The organism is Variovorax sp. OK605 (assembly GCF_900115445.1).
In the GTDB taxonomy this organism is placed as follows: domain Bacteria; phylum Pseudomonadota; class Gammaproteobacteria; order Burkholderiales; family Burkholderiaceae_C; genus Variovorax.
Genome location: NZ_FOWL01000005.1, coordinates 466,939 through 485,449, shown reverse-complemented (window position 1 = coordinate 485,449; position 18,511 = coordinate 466,939). Strand labels below are relative to the sequence as shown.

The window sequence follows — 18,511 nt, the reverse complement described above, 5'->3', positions numbered from 1 at the left end:
TCAGAGGAAGTAGTCGAAGTCGCGCTCGTCGCCATGGCGCCGCCGGACCACGAAGATGTGCGCGGGCGCGCTGTGCGGGTCGAGCCGCACGTAGTGCCAGTCGCCCTGCCAGATGAAGCGCTGCCCGCTGAGCAGGTCGTGCACCTGGAAGCCGCGCGACGGCGGGCTCACGCCCACGCTGGCGGGCTCCAGGCCCACCCAGCCCGACTGCACGTTGTGCGGGTCGAGGTTGACCACCGTCACCACCACGTTGCTGCCGTCGGCCGAACTCTTGGCGTAGGCCAGCAGCTGCGGGTTGTCGATGTGCAGGAAGCGCAGCGTGCGGTCCCACTGCAGCGCCGGGTTCTCGCGGCGGATGCGGTTCACCCGCGCGATGAAGGGCGCGAGGCTCTCGGGGTCGTCGTGGTTCCAGTGGCGAAGCTGGTACTTCTCGGAGTCGAGGTATTCCTCGCTGCCGTGCTCGCGCGGCAGGTGCTCGCGCAGCTCGTAGGTCGGCCCGTAGATGCCGTAGCTGGCCGACAGCGTGGCCGCCAGCACCAGCCGCGACATGTACACCGAGGCCTCGCCGCCCTGCAGCTGCTCGTGCAGGATGTCGGGCGTGTTGGGCCACACGTTGGGGCGGAAGTAGTCGATGCCCGGCGCCGTGGAAAGCTCGGTGAAGTATTCGACCAGCTCTTCCTTGGTGTTGCGCCAGGTGAAGTAGGTGTAGCTCTGCGAGAAGCCCAGCTTGGCCAGGCGGTGCATCACCTTCGGCCGCGTGAAGGCCTCGGCCAGGAAGATCACCTCGGGGTGCTCGCGCTTCACCTCGCCGATGGCCCACTCCCAGAAAGGAAAGGCCTTGGTGTGCGGGTTGTCCACGCGGAAGATGCGCACGCCCTCGCCCACCCAATGGTCGAGCACGCTCTTCAGCTCGGCCCACAGGCCGCGCCAGTCTTCGCTCTCGAAGTTGAAGGGGTAGATGTCCTGGTACTTCTTGGGCGGGTTCTCGGCGTACTGCACGGTGCCGTCGGGCCGCCACCGGAACCAGTCGGGGTGCGCCTTCACGTAGGGGTGGTCGGGCGCGCACTGGAAGGCGATGTCCAGCGCGATCTCCAGGCCGTGCTCGGCCGCGCGCGCCAGCAGGTGGCGAAAGTCCTCGGGCGTGCCCAGCGCGGGCAATATGTCCTTGTGGCCGCCTTCGGCCGCGCCGATGGCCCACGGGCTGCCTACGTCTTCGGGTCCGCTCACCAGCTTGTTGTTGGGCCCCTTGCGCTGGATGCGCCCGACCGGGTGGATCGGCGGAAAGTACAGCACGTCGAAGCCCATCGCGGCAATGGCCGGCAGGCGCGCCTCCACGTCCTTGAAGGTGCCGTGCACGCCGGGCTCGGTGCCGGCCGAGCGCGGGAACAGCTCGTACCAGCTGCTGAAGCGCGCGCGCTCGCGGTCGGCGAACAGCGGCAGCTCGACCGGGTGGCGCGCGGCATGGCGGCGGTCGGGGTGGCGCCGCGCGGTGTCGGCCAGTTCCTCGTCGAGCGCCAGCGCCTTCAGCGCCACCGCGTCGGCGCCGGGCGTGGCGGCCACGGCGTCGAGCTCGGTGGCCCAGCGCTGCAGCGCGGTGCGGTCGGCACCGTCGGCGCGCCCGGCGGCCGCGGCGATTTCCAGCGCGCCCACCTGCGAGGCGATGCGCACGTCGTCGGGGTCGACGCGGCGCGTCATCTCGCTGCGCCACGACTCGAAGGGATCGACCCAGGCCACGGCGGTGTACACGTAGCGCCCGAGCGCGGGCGGCGAGAACGAAGCCTCCCACACGTCGTTGCCCAGCAGCTTCATCGGCACCTCGCGGAACTCGGCCTGGTCGATCGCGCGCCAGCACAGCATGACGCGCAGCACGTCGTGGCCGTCGGTGAAGCAGTGCGCGCGGATGCGCACGCGCTCGCCGGCCACGCATTTCACGGGGAAGCGGCCGTTGTCGACCGCGGGCAGCACGGCGTCGATCACCGCGCGCACATTGCCGTTCGGGTTGTCGACCAGGGTGTCGGAAGGAGACGCCGCCGCGTCTGCGTGGCGGGATGCAAAGATGTTCTTCATCATGTCGGGCGTTGTTCCAGGATGAGCGTCGAAAGCGGCGGCAGCGTGAGGCTCACCGACTGCATGCGGCCATGCGAACGCACGGGGGCGGCCTCCACGCCGCCAAGATTTCCCCAGCCCGCGCCGCCGAACTCGGCCGCGTCGGTGTTGATGACTTCGCGCCAGAGCCCGCCCTTGGGCACGCCCAGCACGTAGTTGGTGCGCGGCACCGGCGTCATGTTGCTCACCACCAGCACCGGCGGGCTGCCGTCGGCCGACTTGCGCAGGAAGGCGAACACGCTCTTCTCCTCGTCGTCCGCGGTGATCCATTCGAAGCCCGCGGCCGAGAAGTCGAGCTGGTGCAGCGCGGGCGCCTCGCGGTACACGCGGTTGAGCTGCGCCACCAGCTTCTGCAGGCCGCCGTGGTGGTGCTGCGCGGTCACCCACCACTCGAGCTCGCCGTCGTGCGTCCACTCGCGGCGCTGGCCGAACTCGCCGCCCATGAACAGCAGCTTCTTGCCCGGGTGCGCCCACATGAAGCCGAACAGCGCGCGCAGGTTGGCGAACTGCTGCCAGTTGTCGCCGGGCATCTTGTTGATGAGCGAGCCCTTGCCGTGCACCACTTCGTCGTGCGAGAGCGGCAGCACGAAGTTCTCGTGGAAGGCGTACACCAGCGAGAAGGTCAGCTTGTGGTGGTGGTACTTGCGATTGACCGGGTCTTCCTTCATGTAGGCCAGCGTGTCGTGCATCCAGCCCATGTTCCATTTCTCGCCGAAGCCCAGGCCGTCCATGTCGGTGGGCCGGGACACGCGCGGCCAGGCGGTCGACTCCTCGGCCACGGTGACCGTGTCGGGAAACTCGCGGTACACGGCGCGGTTGAGCGTGCGCAGGAAGTCGATGGCCTCGAGGTTCTCGCGCCCGCCGTGGCGGTTGGGAATCCACTCGCCGTGCTTGCGCGCGTAGTCCAGGTAGAGCATGGAGGCCACCGCGTCCACGCGCAGGCCGTCCAGGTGGTACAGGTCGAGCCAGAACAGGCCCGACGACACCAGGAAGCTGCGCACCTCCGAGCGGCCGTAGTTGAAGATGCTCGAACTCCACTCGGGGTGAAAGCCCTGGCGCGGGTCGGCATGCTCGTAGAGGTGCGTGCCGTCGAAGAAGCCCAGGCCGTGCTCGTCGGTCGGAAAGTGCGAAGGCACCCAGTCGAGCAGCACGCCGATGCCCTGCTGGTGCAGGTGGTCCACCAGGTACATGAAGTCCTGCGGCGAGCCGAAGCGCGAGGTGGGCGCGAAGTAGCCGGTGGTCTGGTAGCCCCAGGAGCCGTAGAACGGATGCTCCGTGACCGGCATGAGCTCCACGTGCGTGAAGCCCATCTTGTTCACGTACGCGGCCAGCTCGTGCGCCATTTCGCGGTAGCCCAGAAACTGCCCGTCATGCCGGCGCCAGGAGCCCAGGTGCACCTCGTAGACCGACATGGGCGCGTCCAGCGCGTTGCGCATGCCGCGCGTGGCCATCCACTCGTCGTCTTTCCATTCGTAGGAGAGCTCGCAGATGCGCGAGCCGGTGGCCGGCGGCAGCTCGGCGCTGAAGGCCACGGGGTCGGCCTTGTCGACGGTGTAGCCGCGCAAGCGCGAGCGGATGCGGTACTTGTAGGTCTGGCCGATGGCGGCGTGGGGCACATGGCCCTGCCAGATGCCGGTGTCGGGGTCGGGCACCAGCGGGTCGGCGTCGCCGGACCAGTGGTTCCAGTCGCCCACCACCGAGACCGACTCGGCGTTCGGCGCCCACACCGCGAAGCGGGCGCCGCCCCCAGGTTGCGGGTGGCAGCCCAGCAGGTCGTACAGGCGGGCGTGGGTGCCCTCGTGAAAAAGATAGGCGTCTCGCTCGCCCGGGAGTGAATGGTTCAGAGGCACCGGCGTTCCTTGATTGAAGCCAGATGCACGGCTCGCACGGGCGGTTCGGCAAGGAACGCCTGCGATGTTCGTCTGGCTCCGCCCAATTTGCGGGGGCGCCGGCTGTCGCGGATACGGTCTGGGCCTACTCGCCTTGTCGGAGAGTTGCCCGTGTCTTTTTCGTGACCTTTTCAGGCCCCGTCGCGCTCAGGCGTGCAGCGCGAAATCGTCGATGGTCAGCGTGATCGGCTGGCGCTGCGCGGTGCGGTAGCGCGCCACGGCGGCAGGTTCGATCGCATAGAAGTGCAGGCGGCACGTCTCCAGCAGCTGGTCGCCGGTCTCGCGCGCGCCGAACTCGTCGTGCAGGGTTTCTTCGGAAATCTGCGCGAGGACGCGCGGGCCCGCCGGTCCTTCGGGGTAGAACGCAAAGCGCACGCAGGCCGTGTCGAAGCAGTAGATGCCTTCGAAGTTCATCTGTCTTGTCTCCTTGTCGGGTCGGCGGCGATTCAGCGCGCCGCAAGCCGCGTTGGAGAGGAGAAATACGCGCATGCGCGTGCAGGACGAGTCCTACAACCGGCGAGCCGCCCGCTTGCAGCCGGACACGGCTTCGGCCTCGATGGCGGAGAGCGGAAACGGCGAAGATCGGGGCCTCCAGATCTACAGCTTCCGCCGATGACGCCCACCCATTCGCGCCTTTCGCGCCCGTTGCGCCCTTCGTGCCCTTCGCGCCCCGCCCTGCTGCGCTGCTGCGCCGCCGCATCCCTGGCTGCCGCGTTCGTGCTCACCGCCTGCAGCGGCGCCAGCGAAGCCCAGCGGCAGGCCGCGGCCAGCGTGGTGCCGCCCACCGACTGCAGCGCCTGGGTCGGCACCGACCGCAATGCGACCATGGGCGGCTACCTGCTGCCGCAAAAGGCACGGGGAACGGGAAGCACGGGGAGCGCGGGCGCCAAGGTGTGCGTGCCCGTGCTCATGACGGCCAACCGCGCGCCCACGGGCTACGCGGGCGGCGACTACCACGTGGCCGAATTCACCGACGAGAAGCTCAAGGCCCGCTGGAGCGCCTGCAAGGAAGACCCGGCCTGCTTCAAGCGCATCGACGCGCAGATGCAGCGCTGGCTGCCGCCCAACAAGGAGCGCGCCACGCGCTCGACCGGCGTGGTCGACCCCTCCGGCAGGATCGACCCCGACGGCCAGGTCGACCTGAAGCAGATCCGCCGGCCCGCCTTCTTCGCCAAGGCGCCCTACCGCGAAGGCATTGCCGAGGCCGATGCGCGCACCTACGTGGTGGAGTTCACCGCGCCGCGCGACACCTTCGAGCGCATCGACCTGAAGATGACCGGCGACATCAAGCTGCGCGGCTGGTACATCGAAGGCGCGGGCGTGGACAACGGCAAGGGCAAGAAGGTGCGCGCGCTGGCCATCATGGCGCCGGGCGGCGGCGGGCAGCTCACGGCCATCCAGCACCCCGAGGAGGCCTCCTACCGCGTCGACGAGAAGACCGGCAAGACCGTGCCCATCAGCTTCCCCAACGCCACCACCGAGACCATGGGCCAGCGCTGGTGGCGCGAGAACCTCTATGCGCTGAACCGGGCCGGCTTCGACGTGCTGGCCTACGACCGGCGCGGCGAAGGCCTCTCGGGCGGCTTCAGCGACACCAACACGCTGGAGCAAGGCGAGGACGTGTTCCGCGCGCTCAACGCGCTGGACAGCGGGCGCGGCCTGCGCATCCTCACGCCCAAGGGCGAACTGCTCGAGGGCGAGGCCACGCGCGGGCGGCTGCTCGCGGGCATGCCGGCCGGCGAGATTCCGCTGGTGCTGGGCGGCTACTCGCGCGGCTCGATGTCCACCGCCTGGGCCATGACGAAGAACTACGTGGCGCAGTGCAGCTTCGACATGCCGCAGCCCAGCTGCACGCCGCCGAAGAACATGCGCAACATCCGCGGCGCGATCCTGCTGTCTTCGTTCGCGAGCGGTGCGGGCTACGTGGGCGACTCGCCCGACCTGGCCGACCGCAACCTGTTCCTGGGCGGCATGGCGGCCGACCACCACATCGTGTTCTACCCGAACTCGTCCACGCTCGCGGGCATGGACCGCTGGCCCGCGGCCTTCTTCGGCAAGGGCCTGTGGGACCGCGCCGAGACGCTCGAAGGCACCGTGGCGGCCTACAACCGCATCCGCGGCGTGAAGGAGATCGTGCTGGCGCGCGGGCCGCATTCCATCGAGACCTGGCCCGCGTCCGACCGCGACTACCTGCGCGAGCGCATGGTGGTGTTCGCCAAGGCCGTCATCGTCGGCGGGCGCAGCATTTCGGGTGCGCGGCCGTGGAAGGACTTCAAGTCGCTGGTGGCGACCACGCCGGACTCGTGGGAGCCGTCGTCGAAGCCCAAGGCGCCTTGAGGGTGCGGGCTCCTCGGTCTCCTGGAGCTCTTCAGTATTTGCGCGGGTTGTCCGGCCGGCGGTCGTAGCGGTCGGGCACGCCGTCGCCGTCGCTGTCGCGGTTGCGTTCGTAGCGGTCCGGAATGCCGTTGTGGTCGCGGTCCCGGTTGCGGTGATGGTGGTCGTGGCCGCAGCCGGCGAGGATGGCTGCTGCGGCCAGCAGGAGGGAGAGTTTCAGGCGATTCAATTGGCGTGGCCCGTTCTGTGCGGGCATGTCTTCTTCGGGAGACCCAGTGTCGGCAGCGCGACTGAAGAATCGCTGAGCGCCTGCTGAAGGTTGTATGAAGAGACGGGCCAGACAGGGCATCCGCGTTCGCGACCCCAGGCCACAAAGACCGGCCACAAAAAAGAACCCAGCGCCGGGCCGGGTTCAAGCCTCGTTGCCATCACGCAGCGAAGCCCTCGCAAGGGAGGAGATACGAGGGACGGCATCACCGTCGATCTCCGACGTTGCCATGGTGCCGGCACATGACGCAAGGGCAATGCCGCCTCCGGTGGACGGACAGCACCTACGCGCTTCGGACGGCAACGCATGCCGTGTCGGTGTGGGACGACACGGCTGTGCGCCGTGTGTCCTCAAGACAGTGCAAGGCGGGCGCTTACGGTGAAGGCTCCACTGCTCATCCAACCGACCTTCTTTTTCTGGAGTCCCCACATGACGACCACCACCACCGACCACAGCAAGCTCTGGGACCTCATCAAGGACACCCGCTTCGGCATGCTCACCCACCGACACGGCGACGGCCAGCTGCACAGCCACCCGCTGACCACGCAGAACAAGAACGGCGACGACGTGGGCACGCTCTACTTCTTCATGCCGAAGGACGGCGACGTCGCGCGCCACACCGCCACCGACCCGGCGGTCAACATCGCCTACGCCAACACCGGCGACGACAGCTACGTGTCGGTGTCGGGCCGCGCCGCGCTGCTCGAGGACCAGGCGAAGAAGGAAGCGCTCTTCACCAAGATGGCGCAGGCCTGGTTCCCCAACGGCCCCACCGACCCCAACCTCGGCCTGTTGGCCGTGACCGTGCTCGAAGCCGAGTACTGGGACGTGGACGACAGCAAGATGGTGCAGCTCTACAAGATGGCCAAGGCCGCCATCACGGGCGAGCCGCCAAAGAACCTGGGGGAGCACAAGAAGGTCGCGGTCTGAGCGCAGGGCCGCGGACGATGACGCAAGCGACCCCGCTGACACCCCACCCGCAGGCCACCACGAGCACCCAGGGCGCCACGAGCCCACCCGGTCGCCAGGCCGGCACCGCCCACCGCTGGCAGTTCATTCGCGCGGGCGGCACCGACCAGGTCGTGTTCCGCTCGGGCGAGGACATCGCGCGCATCGGCGAGCTGGACCAGAAGCTCTGGGTGGCGCTGGCCTGCCCCACGCGCGGCATCGACTTCGATCCGCGCACGCTCGACCTGATCGACGCCGACCACGACGGCCGCGTGCGCCCGCCCGAAGTGGTGGCCGCCTGCGAGTGGGTGTGCGCGCGCCTGCGCAACCCCGACGTGCTGCTGCAAGGCAGCGACGTGCTCACGCTGGGCGACCTCGACGGCGACACGCCCGCGGGTGCGCGGCTGCATGAGGAGGCGCGCCGCCTGCTGCAGATCCAGGGCAAGCCCGAGGCCGACACCCTCACGCTCGCCGACATTGCCGACCGCGGCGAGCTGCTGGCCGCCATGCGCTTCAACGGCGACGGCATCGTCACGCCCGACACCGCGCAGGACGACGCGGTGCGCGCCGCCATCGCCGAAGTCATGCGTGTCCACGGCAGCGTGCCCGACCGCCACAAGGCGACGCCGGGCATCGACCGCGCGCGCACTGAGGCCTTCTTCGGTGAAGTGCAGGTGGCGCGCGACTGGCACGTGCAGGCCGATGCGGGCGACCGCACGCTGATGCCGCTGGGCGACGCCACGCTGGCCGCGGCCGATGCGGCCAACAAGGTGCAGGCCAAGCTCGACGACTTCTTCGCGCGCTGCCGCGTCGCCGCGTTCGACGCGCAGGCCGTGACCGCGCTCAACCCTTCGCCCAAGGCCTACGACGAGCTCGGCGCCAACACGCTCGACCTGCAGGCCGAGCCCATTGCCGACTTGCCGCTGGCCCCCGTCACGCCGCGCTGCGTGCTGCCGCTGCAGGGCACCAGCCTCAACCCCGCGTGGGCCGATGCCATCGCGGTCTTTGCCGCGCGCACCGTGGTGCCGCTGCTGGGCGCGCGCGACGAGTTTCCGGAAGCCTTTTCGGAAACCGACTGGCTCGCCATCAAGCAGCAACTGGCACCGCTGCAGGCGCTGATGGCCAAGCGCCCCGGCAACTGGGCCGCCGAGCTGCCGCTGGACAAGCTCGACGCCTTGCTGGCCGCGCGCGAGCCCCTGCTCGCGCTCATCAAGGACGACGAAGCCGCGGAAGAACACAACGCGCTGCTGGTCGATCTGGAGAAGCTCATTCGCCTGCAGCGCGACCTGGTCGTGCTGCTGAACAACTTCGTGTCGTTCAAGGCCTTCTACCGGCGCGAAGGCGCGATCTTCCAGGCCGGCACGCTGTACCTGGACGGCCGCAGCTGCGAGCTCACGGTGCAGGTGCAGGACACGGCCAAGCACGCCGTGCTCGCGGGCCTGGCCAAGACCTGCCTGGCGTACTGCGACTGCACGCGCCAGGGGCAGAAGATGAGCATCGTCGCGGCCTTCACCGCGGGCGACGTCGACTTTCTCTTCGTCGGGCGCAACGGCGTCTTCTACGACCGTCAGGGCCGCGACTGGGACGCCACCATCACCAAGCTGATCGAGAACCCGACCAGCGTGGCGCAGGCCTTCTTCGCGCCGTACAAGAAGTTCGTGCGCGTGATCGAGGAGCAGGTGGCCAAGCGCGCCGCCGCGCAGGAGGCCGCCGGCCAGACCGGCCTGACCGGCTTTGCGACAAGGCTCACCACGGCCGACCAGGCCCACGCCGCCGACGCGGCGAAGGTGCCGACCGCCGTGCCCCGCCCCACGGGCCGCGTCGACGTGGGCACCGTTGCCGCCATCGGCGTGGCGCTGGGGAGCATCAGCGCCGTGCTGGTGGCCATCTTCGGCAAGTTCGTCGACCTGGGGCAGTGGATTCCGGTGGCCTTGCTGGGCATCGTGCTGGCCATCTCGGGCCCGAGCATGCTGATCGCGTGGCTCAAGCTGCGCCAGCGCAGCCTGGGGCCGATCCTGGACGCGAGCGGCTGGGCCATCAATGGGCGCATGAAGGTCAACGTGCGGCTCGGCGGCATGCTGTCGCAGACCGCGCGCGTGCCGCCGGGCGCGCGGCGCATCGCGCGCGACCCGTACCGCGACCGGCATGGGGCCACGGGCGTTGCCGCGGCGGCCGTGCTGGTGCTCGCGATGGTGGTGCTGGCCTGGCGCATGGACTGGCTGGACAACCGGCTGCCGGCGGCCTTGCAGCACGGGCCGACGGCGGCTGCGGCGCCGGTGCAGCTGCACAACGGCTGAGGGGTGCAGGGCGTGCGGGGCGTGTGAGGCCCCGCCGCTCGCGCTCAGGCGAACGGCCGGCGGTCAGGGCGGGCCTCTCGTATCAACGCGCCGGCCGGGGCCAATCGAAGCGGAAGGACAATAGCGGCAAACAGCCTGGAGAAAACCTTGTCCATCGTCACCATCACCCCCCAAGTCAGCACCGGCAACGGCCTTCCCTTCGTCCTGTTCGGCGGCGTCAACGTGCTGGAGTCGCGCGACCTCGCGCTGCGCAGCGCCGAGGAGTACGTGCGCGTCACGCAGAAGCTGGGCATTCCCTATGTGTTCAAGGGCAGCTTCGACAAGGCCAACCGCTCGTCCATCCACTCGTACCGCGGCCCCGGCCTCGACGAGGGCCTGAAGATCCTGCAGGCCGTGAAGGACGCCTTCGGCGTGCCCGTGCTCACCGACGTGCACGAGATCGCCCAGGCCGCGCCGGTGGCCGAGGTGGTCGACGTGCTGCAGCTGCCCGCCTTCCTGGCGCGGCAGACCGACCTGGTGGTGGCGCTGGCCAAAACCGGCCGCGTCATCAACATCAAGAAGCCGCAGTTCCTGAGCCCCTCGCAGATGCTCAACATCGTCGAGAAGTTCAAGGAAGCCGGCAACGACAAGCTCATCCTGTGCGACCGCGGCACCTGCTTCGGCTACGACAACCTCGTGGTCGACATGCTGGGCTTCGGCGTGATGAAGAAGATCACGCAAGACCTGCCGGTGATCTTCGACGTGACCCACGCGCTGCAGCAGCGCGAGGCGGGCGCAGCCGCTTCCGGTGGCCGCCGCGAGCAGGTGGCCGACCTGGCGCGTGCCGGCATGGCCGTCGGCCTGGCCGGCCTGTTCCTCGAGGCGCACCCCGATCCGGCGCAGGCCAAGTGCGACGGCCCGAGCGCGCTGCCGCTGGACAAGCTGGAGCCGTTCCTCACGCAGCTGAAGGCGCTCGACGACCTGGTCAAGTCGTTCGCACCGCTGAAGATCTGAACGCCGGCGCGGGCGGGCCGCCTCGTCAGATGGGAATCTCGTAGGCCTGGTTGCTGCGAACCCACGAGGCCAGCCCCGCCTGCACGTTCCTGGCCCGCCACGCGACGAAGGCCGCGTCGGCGTTGAGGGCGTCGAGCGTGGCCCCGAGCTTGGCCGCGGACTCGCAGCGCACGACGAAGGTCATGTTGCCGATCTCGCCGACCTGCACGCTCCACAGGCTCACATCGGCCCCGTGCTTGCGCCACATTTCGGCGGCCTCCTTGATCATTCCGACCAGGTCCTGCATGTTGGTGCCGGGGTTGGGCTTGAACACGTACTGAACGACCGTTGCTGACATGGGTGTCTCCTTGGCGGTTCCGTGGCCGGCCGAAATGAGCGGCCGGCGCCATTACGCGGCGGGCCTCCGGGGCAGTCAATTGGTATTACATTTCGATTTTTGCGAGGGGTAGGCCCGTACCCTTTGCACCGGCCCCGCCAGGGCCCGCGCCACCACCCTCAGAAAAAATAAGGGCTTCGTACTAAACATCCGGCCACACCTTCCGATAAGTCATCAAGCGCCCGAATCCGGCAGGAACGGCACGGCGCACAGGCCGCCCCCGGGGCGCGGATGATCAAAAAAGGAAAGGTCCAGGATGAACAGCGAAGCTTCGGCATTCGGACATGACTTCTCGAAGTGGGCGCGCCTGACCGAGCGGTATGCGGAAGAAGTGGAGGCGCTGCGGCGCCGGGAACCGGGCGCGTCGATGCGGCTCATGCAGATTGGCCATGCCCTGAAACACCACCAGGACCCGTTCGGCTCGGGCCTGCTGGGCTCGCAGTACGCGGCGCTGGCCGCCACCATGCCGCCCCGGTTCGCGCCGCCGAAGGTCCGCGGGCCGGCCTGGCGGGTGCGGGTGCGCGACACCCTGCGCAAGCTGCGCCAGCCGTTCCGCGGCGAGAGCGCCCACCCTGCGCCGGAGGATCCCCAGCCGCCAGCGGCTTGAAAATCCCGCGCGCCGCCGCCATTTCGAAGGAATCCGGCGACTGAAAGGTGCTCCATGGGCGCGCGCGACGACTTCCTTCTCGACTCTTACTCTGCCACCGTCACCCAGGTGGCCCACACGGCCAGCGCGGCTGTCGCGCACATCAAGGTGCGAAAGCCCGCGCAGCGCGGCACGGCCGCCGCGCATGGCAGCGGCTCGGGCTTTCTGTTCACGCCCGACGGCTTCACCATCACCAACGCCCACGTGGTCGAAGGCGCCGGCGAACTGCGCGCGGCCTTTGCCGACGGCACCGAAAGCGTCGCCCGCCTCGTGGGGCAGGACGCCTCGACCGACATCGCCGTGCTGCGCATCGAGTCGCACCCCGCCGCCTTCCTGCCGCTGGGCAGCTCGGCCGCGCTGCAGCCGGGCCAGGTGGCCGTGGCGGTGGGCAACCCGCTGGGCTTCGACTTCACCGTGACCGCCGGCATCGTGAGCGCGCTGGGCCGCAGCCTGCCCTCGCGCGGCGGCCGGATGATCGAGGACGTGATCCAGACCGACGTGGCGCTGAACCCCGGCAACTCCGGCGGCCCGCTGCTGGACAGCGCGGCCAACGTCATCGGCGTGAACACGGCCGTGATTCCTTCCGCGCAGGGCCTGAGCTTCGCGGTGGCCATCGACACCGCGCGCTGGGTGGCCGGCGAACTGATGCGCCACGGCGCGGTGCGCCGCGGCAAGCTCGGCGTGCAGTGCGCGGCGGTCGCCCTGCCCCGGCGCTGGGTGCGCGAGAACGACTGGCCCGTGGCCACCGGCGTGCGCGTGGTCGAGGTGGTGGCCGGCTCGGCCGCCGCGCGCGACGGGCTGCGCAGCGGCGACATCCTGGTCGGCTGCGACGGCACGCCGCTGGCGCAGCTGTCCGACCTGCTGAAGCGGCTCGCGGGCGAAGGCTACGGCCGGGCGCTGCTGCTGAAGCTGCTGCGGCCCGTGGCGGGCACGCTGACGCCGTTCTACCTGACGGTGCAGCCGGCGGGCTGAGCCAGGCCAGGCCGGCCTGGCCGGGGCGGGAATGCCCGCGGAAGAGCGGTCATGAAGACCGTGCATACTCGCGCGCCCCCGAAATTTAAGCGAATGCAAAGGACCTCATGTCAGGACACGGTTTTCACGTGCACGGCCCGCACGACCACGAGCTCGAACACGCCGCTTCCGGCGACCATGGCCACGGTGCCGACGACGCGGCCGCGAAAGGCGGCGGCATGAGCATGACCAGCAAGATCGCCGTGTGCACCGCCGCCATTGCCACGGTGGGCGCGATCTTCTCGTACATGGGCGGGGCCACGCAGGCCAACGCCGGCCTCTACAAGAACAACGCCGCCATCAAGAAGACCGAGGCGTCGAACCAGTGGAATTACTTCCAGTCGAAGAGCACCAAGCAGGCGCTCGCCGAGTTCGCGCGCGACACCGCCACCGACGACGCCCGCCGCCAGGGCTGGCAGGCGAAGGTGACGCGCTACGAGCAGGAAAAGACCGAGATCCAGGCCGCCGCGAAAAAGCTCGAGGACGACTCGGCCCGCTGGGACGCGCAGTCCGACGAGCAGATGCACCAGCACCACCGCTGGGCGCAGGCCACCACGGTGCTGCAGGTGTCGATCGCGCTGGCCGCCATCGCGCTGCTGACCAAGAAGAAGTGGCTGGAGCGCGGCATGTACGGCGTGGCCGTCGCGGGCCTGGCCATCGGCGTGCTGGCCGCGATGCACCTCTGAGGCGGGCCGCGCCTTTCGCGGCCGCGGCTACTTCTTCGGTGCCGCGTCCGCGTCTTCGGGCCACTGCTGCGGCACGCGGCGCAGCTTGTCGACCGCGTAGCCCAGCGTCTTGAGCTGCGTCACGGCCGCCTGGTACACGGGCTCGGGAATGTCCGGCGTGCGCGCCATGATCCACGCGTAGTCGCGGTCGCTGCGGCCGACGATGGTGAGCTGGTAGTCGCGGTCGATGTCCACGATCACGTACTCCGCCTTGATCGGCCAGATGAACTGCATGCCCCACACCGCGTTGCTGGTGCCCGGCACCACGGTGCCCGTGGGGTTCATCGTTTTCAGCGGACCGTCGAAGCCGCCCTCGCGGTAGCGAAAGCGCGTGTCGATGCTGCCGTCGGGCTTCAGGCTGTACGACTCCACCGCATTGAACGCATTGCGCTCCGGCCGCGTGGGGATGTTGCCGATGACGTACCAGTCGCCCATGAAGCGCTGCAGGTCGACCTGCTTCACGGGCGTGATGGTCGGCGGCGACACGGCGCAGCCGGCCATCATGAAGGCAGCCACAACACCCAGGGCCATGTGCAGCGGCGGGCTGGCAAGAAGAGTTCGCGGGGTTCTGGGCATGGCAGGGCTCCGGTGTTTGAAACTTCACCCTAGCCTGCGACCACGCCCTGCCGCGTCGGACGGGGCCGCCTTCAGGCCTTCGCCGCGGTGGTATTCCGCCGGAAAAGGACTACTGTGAGACCAGCCGTGGGCGGTCGCCGCGGCATGTGTCCCAAAGAGGTGTCGTCATGAGACCGTTTCTCGTGGGTTTCTTACTGGCTTGCCTTCAATGCCTCTCGCCCACGGCGGCGACCGCGCAAACGCCGCTGGCCATCAACACGCTGGTGGAGAAGAAGGTGGCCGAGCTGCCGCCCGGCCCGCTCTTCTGGCGGATAGCCAGCTTCGCCACGCGGGAACAGGCCGAACGCGCCGAGCAAGCGCAAGGCGCCGCGAGCAAATGGGCGCTGGTCGCCGAATCGGCGGGCAAGGTGTGGCTCTTCACGCTGGGGCCAGCGGGCGGCGTTTCGGCTGACGGCCGCACGGTGGCTGAGGTCGGCCCCATTGCGCGGGTCGACGCGCCGCAGTACCTGCTGCGCATCAACGAGGCCAGCGGCCCGCCCGGCAGCACGACGCCCGTGCACATGCACCCGGGCTCGGAGGCGTTCTTCGTGCTCTCGGGAGAACAGAGCATCCGCAGCGCGCACGGCACGATGCGTGTCGGCCCCGGCCAGCCCGAAGCCGGTCACGGCGCCGGAATGGCGATGCAGGTGTCCAGCAGCGGCACGATGGACCTGCGCGCGCTGGTGATGTTCGTGGTGGACGCCACCCAGCCGTTTTCGTCGCCCGCGAGCATTCCGTAGGCCGCCCGTCAAGGCGTCGAACGCCAGAGACATCGCCTTCTGCGAGGAGTTGGGTGCCGTGCGGGTTGTCGAGCGGCTCGGCTACAGGCTGTGCGAGCCACAGGCAAGCCAACTGGCCGCACGCAGCGGCGACGCCTGAGAAGCAAACGATACAAGCCCGAACGAACATGCGCCACACGCCAAAGTAGCGCTTCGGACCATGGCGTTGCGCGGCGCCGATCGCGGCCCTGCCGCTCATCGCCGAGGCCTTCGCATCGTTCCAGAAGCCGGGCAAGTTCAGCGTCGCGCTGGGCACGAAACTCCGCTGCGAGTCTCCCGAGACAGTGGATCTCTTCACCGTCGTTGCACACCCTTGGGACGAGCTTTTCACCTTCGGTCCGTACGCCGACGGAGACCTCAACGGCAGCAAGCTGCAACTGGGCTGGTTCGGCTGCCGCCGCACTTGCGTGGTCACGCGGGCCGGGGGCATACCCGAAGGCAAGCCTTGGACCGACCGAAGATCGGCGTGCGAAGATGCCGGCAACGTAGCCGTCGGCCGATGACGGATTCATCTTCCGATACCTGGTCGTCGGAGATCAATCGATCGACGATATCTCTGGAGGGCTATCCGCGGGCATGCCTGTAACCTGGCCTCAGGGGTGTCCTCCATGACCCGCCGAGCTAGAAATCAAGGCGCCTTCAGCCGCCTACCTTCGGCAAGCAGGCGGCGTCATTGAAGCGCTGCACAAACGAAAAAATCGCTGGCGATGTCTTTGCAGGAGATCGAGTGCCCATTGAAGTGATCCTCATCGATGCTGACGGCGTCATTCAGTACGCGCCAGAAGATTGGTCTTGCGCGTTCGCTCGTTGCCTGAGCTCTGAAGACCCGGCCCAGGCGCGGAAATTCACGGCAGACATTTACGCCGCCGAAACCGCATGCCTGTCCCAAGTCGGCGGTTTCGATGAAGCCCTTCATGATGTCCTGAGGACATGGGACCGCATGGCGCAGAAGCCGCTCGTGCTCGAGGCCATGATGTCGATTCGCAAGCACCACGAGGTGCTGCAGCTGATCAGCGCCATCAGGGCGGGCGGTACCAGGTGCTATGTCGCCAGCAACCAGCAGACGCAGCGCGCGGAATTCATGTCCGCCGAGCTGGGATATGCCTCGATGTTCGATGGCGAGTTCTACTCGTGCAACCTCGGTGCCGCGAAGCCCAGCGAGCGCTACTTCGAGCTGGCGTTGAAGGCGGCGGGCGCCGATGCCGGTTCAACGTTGTTCATCGATGACCGGCCTGAAAACGTGGCAGGTGCTCGGCGTGCCGGGCTTCACTCTTTTGTCTACGACGGGCGCAGTGGTGTTGCTGTGCTGGAGTCGCGCCTGCGCGATTTCGGCATCACGGCCGCATAGATCGCGTTCATGGCAGCGCGCCTGTACCTGTTGTCCGCGGCGCTGCCGTTGTGCTGCGTGCCCAATATGGAAGCTGCGCAGCCGCATCCCGAAGCGGTTGCAGCGCCCTTGCGCAAAACTGGATAGCGAAATGCATTACATCCCTCGCAGCTGTTGCATCGCATTCGTCGTCAGTTGCGCGGTTTCAGGCAGCGCTTGCGGCGCTACTGAAACGAAAAAGGCTCGTGTGACGAAGTCACCGTGCGAAGGTCTTTCCATGCGGAAGAACCCGGTCGTTCGCTATCACCAGACCGATACTTCGACCCATCTCATCGCGCAATTTCCGGTGTCGGTTGCCGATGCGGAGCGGGGACTGCGTGCTTCGGCCACGCAGCGAATTTATGGCGGCCCGAATGTTGTCGGAAATGTCCTCATCCCCGCACGCGGTCGATTCTCACTGGAAGACCCGACCTTGTTGAGAGAACACGCCACCACACGACGTCATGGTGGCGACCTCGGGGCAGCTGGCACAGCGTACCGAGACCTGATGGAGCGCTCCCCCGAACCGGGGGAGCGCCAATTCGGGTTGGACCCCTGGAGTGCAGCAACATTGGAAGTAGCTCCGACGGCACTGGCCTACTGGCAAACTGACTCATACACCGTGAACGGCAAGCCGGCGACGATTTCCTCGAACTTTGTCCTGTCTTTGCGACCCATGGGTCCACGTAAAACAGAACTCGGCGTGTATCAAGTTCGCGTGCGGCTTTTCACCGGCCGGCAGTTCATGATGAATATTCATACCTTCAGTCCCTATGTCGGCTGCCGCGAACAGCCTGGTGACCATGTGGTTGAAGGCGATCTCGAGGCAGTGATGCAGTGGGCACGCGATGCGATCTACGGGGCACCGCCTGCCGGAGAAAAGTGACAGTCGCTCGCTGACAATGCCGCTGCGTCAGGCAGACAACGCCGCACCTTGCGAGCGCCGAAGCCCCAACGCAATCACCAACCCCACCGCCGCCGCACCCGCGCCGATGAGGAACACATTGCCGTACCCGGCCCTGTCGGCCAGCAAGCCGGCCAGCGGCCCCGTGAGCCCATAGGCGACGTCCTGGAACGCGGAGAACCCGCCCAACGCGGCGCCGCGCAAATGCGGCTGCACCAGACGCACGACCTCGCGGCCCATTGCCGGAAAGATCATCGAGCAGCCGAGCCCCGTGAGGAACGCGCCAGCCAGCGCCAGCAGGGGGTCGGTCGCGCGCCAGATCAGCACTTGCCCCACTGTCTCGACCGCGAGCGAGGCGATGGCCACGGGCAGGCCGCCCACGCGGTCCGGCAGGTGGCCGAAGAGCACGCGCACCAGCACGAAGCCGCTGCCGAAGGCCGTCAGGCCCAGCCCCGCATGGCCCCAGCCGCGGTCCATGAAATGGAGCGTGAAGAACGCGCCGATGGCGGCGAAGCCGATGCCCTGCAGGCAGACCACCGCGCCGTGCCACCCGATGCTGCCGACCACGCGCCAGAACGACGGCCGCTGCGCGCCGGGGTGCGCGGCCACGCCGGCAAGGCGCCAGATGGCCAGCAACCCGAGGCCGGGCAACACCGCGCCGATGCCCATCGCGCCGGCGAAGCCGAAGCGCTCGAACAGCGCGAGGCCGATGGGCCCGCCCACGGCCAGCGCACCGTAGATCGCGGCGCCCACCAGCGCCAGCACCTGCCCCGAACGCGCGGGACCGACGAGGCCGATGCCCCAGCCGATGACGCCGACCGCGACCAGGCTTTCGCCCAGCCCGATCAGCAGGCGGCCCACGATGAGCACCGCAAAGGCCGTCCACGGTGAAAGGCCCGGCAGGCCCGCGACCAGCGAGATCAGCGCGCCGGCCATGTAGAAGGCCAGCCCGCGGCCCGCCGCCACCTTGGCGCCGCGGCTGTCCGACAGCGTGCCGGCATGCGCGCGCGTGAGCACGGTGGAAAGAAAGGCGATGCCCACGCCAAGCCCGGCCCAGACGTTGCCCAGGCCGAGTTGCCCGGTCACGAAGATCGGCACCACGGGCAGGGACATGCCGACGCAGAGGTACGAGATGAAGAGAACGGCCGCGAGCAACAGCAGGCGGCCCTGCGCCGGATGGCGCGCGGAAGATGCATCCGGCGCGGGTTGCGTGGATGGAGTGGATGGGTTGGATGGGAGAGACATGGTTCCTGC

Annotated in this window: 17 protein-coding genes; 10 read left to right on the top strand and 7 right to left on the bottom strand. The window is 68.5% G+C overall.

Annotated elements, in window-relative coordinates:
- The 3 genes from BM013_RS16540 to BM013_RS16530 all read right to left on the bottom strand — a co-directional run bounded on the left by BM013_RS16540 (position 1) and on the right by BM013_RS16530 (position 4,409).
- A complete protein-coding gene (locus BM013_RS16540; RefSeq protein WP_093128742.1) occupies positions 1 to 2,067 on the bottom strand; it encodes an alpha-1,4-glucan--maltose-1-phosphate maltosyltransferase in 2,067 nt (688 codons plus the stop codon).
- Positions 2,067 to 3,956 (bottom strand): 1,4-alpha-glucan branching protein GlgB, encoded by a 1,890-nt coding sequence (glgB, locus tag BM013_RS16535; protein ID WP_093128695.1) that lies wholly within the window; start codon positions 3,954 to 3,956, stop codon positions 2,067 to 2,069. Before glgB ends, BM013_RS16540 begins: the two co-directional genes overlap by 1 nt.
- Before the next feature lie 186 nt (positions 3,957 to 4,142).
- Positions 4,143 to 4,409 carry a hypothetical protein gene (locus BM013_RS16530; protein ID WP_093128694.1) on the bottom strand — a complete coding sequence of 89 codons (267 nt, stop codon included), beginning with the start codon at positions 4,407 to 4,409 and terminating at the stop codon, positions 4,143 to 4,145.
- A gap of 198 nt (positions 4,410 to 4,607) precedes the next feature.
- Here BM013_RS16530 and BM013_RS16525 point away from each other — a divergent pair, with 198 nt between their 5' ends.
- The gene (locus BM013_RS16525; protein ID WP_256221528.1) at positions 4,608 to 6,332 is read left to right on the top strand and encodes a lysophospholipase; all 1,725 of its coding nucleotides are present in this window, start codon (positions 4,608 to 4,610) and stop codon (positions 6,330 to 6,332) included.
- Positions 6,333 to 6,363: 31 nt separating this feature from the next.
- On the opposite strand, the gene BM013_RS16520 is transcribed toward BM013_RS16525, so the two are convergent.
- Positions 6,364 to 6,558, bottom strand: a complete 195-nt coding sequence (locus BM013_RS16520) for a hypothetical protein (RefSeq protein WP_256219816.1) — start codon at positions 6,556 to 6,558, stop codon at positions 6,364 to 6,366.
- 468 nt (positions 6,559 to 7,026) lie between these two features.
- Between BM013_RS16520 and BM013_RS16515 the strand changes: the two genes are divergently transcribed.
- The 3 genes from BM013_RS16515 to kdsA all read left to right on the top strand — a co-directional run bounded on the left by BM013_RS16515 (position 7,027) and on the right by kdsA (position 10,835).
- A complete protein-coding gene (locus tag BM013_RS16515; RefSeq protein WP_093128692.1) occupies positions 7,027 to 7,527 on the top strand; it encodes a pyridoxamine 5'-phosphate oxidase family protein in 501 nt (166 codons plus the stop codon).
- 17 nt (positions 7,528 to 7,544) lie between these two features.
- The gene (locus tag BM013_RS16510) at positions 7,545 to 9,842 is read left to right on the top strand and encodes a hypothetical protein (protein ID WP_256221527.1); all 2,298 of its coding nucleotides are present in this window, start codon (positions 7,545 to 7,547) and stop codon (positions 9,840 to 9,842) included.
- Between the two features lie 147 nt (positions 9,843 to 9,989).
- Positions 9,990 to 10,835: a 3-deoxy-8-phosphooctulonate synthase gene (kdsA, locus tag BM013_RS16505; RefSeq protein WP_093128691.1), complete on the top strand. Its 846-nt coding sequence runs from the start codon at positions 9,990 to 9,992 to the stop codon at positions 10,833 to 10,835.
- Positions 10,836 to 10,860: 25 nt separating this feature from the next.
- Here kdsA and BM013_RS16500 read toward each other — a convergent pair whose 3' ends face one another.
- Positions 10,861 to 11,172 (bottom strand): hypothetical protein, encoded by a 312-nt coding sequence (locus BM013_RS16500; RefSeq protein WP_093128690.1) that lies wholly within the window; start codon positions 11,170 to 11,172, stop codon positions 10,861 to 10,863.
- A gap of 295 nt (positions 11,173 to 11,467) precedes the next feature.
- Between BM013_RS16500 and BM013_RS16495 the strand changes: the two genes are divergently transcribed.
- The 3 genes from BM013_RS16495 (at position 11,468) to BM013_RS16485 (ending at position 13,554) form a co-directional block, all read left to right on the top strand.
- Positions 11,468 to 11,818 (top strand): hypothetical protein, encoded by a 351-nt coding sequence (locus BM013_RS16495; protein WP_093128689.1) that lies wholly within the window; start codon positions 11,468 to 11,470, stop codon positions 11,816 to 11,818.
- Positions 11,819 to 11,872: 54 nt separating this feature from the next.
- Positions 11,873 to 12,829, top strand: a complete 957-nt coding sequence (locus BM013_RS16490; protein ID WP_093128688.1) for a S1C family serine protease — start codon at positions 11,873 to 11,875, stop codon at positions 12,827 to 12,829.
- A gap of 107 nt (positions 12,830 to 12,936) precedes the next feature.
- Positions 12,937 to 13,554 (top strand): DUF4337 domain-containing protein, encoded by a 618-nt coding sequence (locus BM013_RS16485; RefSeq protein WP_093128687.1) that lies wholly within the window; start codon positions 12,937 to 12,939, stop codon positions 13,552 to 13,554.
- 27 nt (positions 13,555 to 13,581) lie between these two features.
- On the opposite strand, the gene BM013_RS16480 is transcribed toward BM013_RS16485, so the two are convergent.
- Positions 13,582 to 14,169 carry a lipocalin family protein gene (locus BM013_RS16480; protein WP_093128686.1) on the bottom strand — a complete coding sequence of 196 codons (588 nt, stop codon included), beginning with the start codon at positions 14,167 to 14,169 and terminating at the stop codon, positions 13,582 to 13,584.
- 167 nt (positions 14,170 to 14,336) lie between these two features.
- Between BM013_RS16480 and BM013_RS16475 the strand changes: the two genes are divergently transcribed.
- The 3 genes from BM013_RS16475 (at position 14,337) to BM013_RS40505 (ending at position 17,239) form a co-directional block, all read left to right on the top strand.
- The gene (locus tag BM013_RS16475) at positions 14,337 to 14,948 is read left to right on the top strand and encodes a cupin domain-containing protein (protein WP_143098280.1); all 612 of its coding nucleotides are present in this window, start codon (positions 14,337 to 14,339) and stop codon (positions 14,946 to 14,948) included.
- 712 nt (positions 14,949 to 15,660) lie between these two features.
- The gene (locus BM013_RS16465; RefSeq protein ID WP_093128684.1) at positions 15,661 to 16,335 is read left to right on the top strand and encodes an HAD family hydrolase; all 675 of its coding nucleotides are present in this window, start codon (positions 15,661 to 15,663) and stop codon (positions 16,333 to 16,335) included.
- A gap of 256 nt (positions 16,336 to 16,591) precedes the next feature.
- Entirely contained in the window at positions 16,592 to 17,239 is a 648-nt protein-coding gene (locus BM013_RS40505; RefSeq protein WP_143098279.1) for a hypothetical protein, read from the top strand.
- A gap of 27 nt (positions 17,240 to 17,266) precedes the next feature.
- On the opposite strand, the gene BM013_RS16460 is transcribed toward BM013_RS40505, so the two are convergent.
- On the bottom strand, positions 17,267 to 18,502 hold the full coding sequence (locus BM013_RS16460; protein WP_093128683.1) for an arabinose transporter: 1,236 nt from the start codon (positions 18,500 to 18,502) through the stop codon (positions 17,267 to 17,269).
- Between the last annotated feature and the right edge of the window lie 9 nt (positions 18,503 to 18,511).

Bases quoted from the DNA above. Each gene is read 5' to 3' on its own strand.
- BM013_RS16540 (WP_093128742.1), bottom strand. From the start codon at position 2,067: ATGAAGAACATCTTTGCATCCCGCCACGCAGACGCGGCGGCGTCTCCT.
- BM013_RS16530 (WP_093128694.1), bottom strand. From the start codon at position 4,409: ATGAACTTCGAAGGCATCTACTGCTTCGACACGGCCTGCGTGCGCTTT.
- BM013_RS16525 (WP_256221528.1), top strand. From the start codon at position 4,608: ATGACGCCCACCCATTCGCGCCTTTCGCGCCCGTTGCGCCCTTCGTGC.
- BM013_RS16515 (WP_093128692.1), top strand. From the start codon at position 7,027: ATGACGACCACCACCACCGACCACAGCAAGCTCTGGGACCTCATCAAG.
- BM013_RS16510 (WP_256221527.1), top strand. From the start codon at position 7,545: ATGACGCAAGCGACCCCGCTGACACCCCACCCGCAGGCCACCACGAGC.
- BM013_RS16500 (WP_093128690.1), bottom strand. From the start codon at position 11,172: ATGTCAGCAACGGTCGTTCAGTACGTGTTCAAGCCCAACCCCGGCACC.
- BM013_RS16495 (WP_093128689.1), top strand. From the start codon at position 11,468: ATGAACAGCGAAGCTTCGGCATTCGGACATGACTTCTCGAAGTGGGCG.
- BM013_RS16490 (WP_093128688.1), top strand. From the start codon at position 11,873: ATGGGCGCGCGCGACGACTTCCTTCTCGACTCTTACTCTGCCACCGTC.
- BM013_RS16485 (WP_093128687.1), top strand. From the start codon at position 12,937: ATGTCAGGACACGGTTTTCACGTGCACGGCCCGCACGACCACGAGCTC.
- BM013_RS16480 (WP_093128686.1), bottom strand. From the start codon at position 14,169: ATGCCCAGAACCCCGCGAACTCTTCTTGCCAGCCCGCCGCTGCACATG.
- BM013_RS16475 (WP_143098280.1), top strand. From the start codon at position 14,337: ATGAGACCGTTTCTCGTGGGTTTCTTACTGGCTTGCCTTCAATGCCTC.
- BM013_RS40505 (WP_143098279.1), top strand. From the start codon at position 16,592: ATGCGGAAGAACCCGGTCGTTCGCTATCACCAGACCGATACTTCGACC.
- BM013_RS16460 (WP_093128683.1), bottom strand. From the start codon at position 18,502: ATGTCTCTCCCATCCAACCCATCCACTCCATCCACGCAACCCGCGCCG.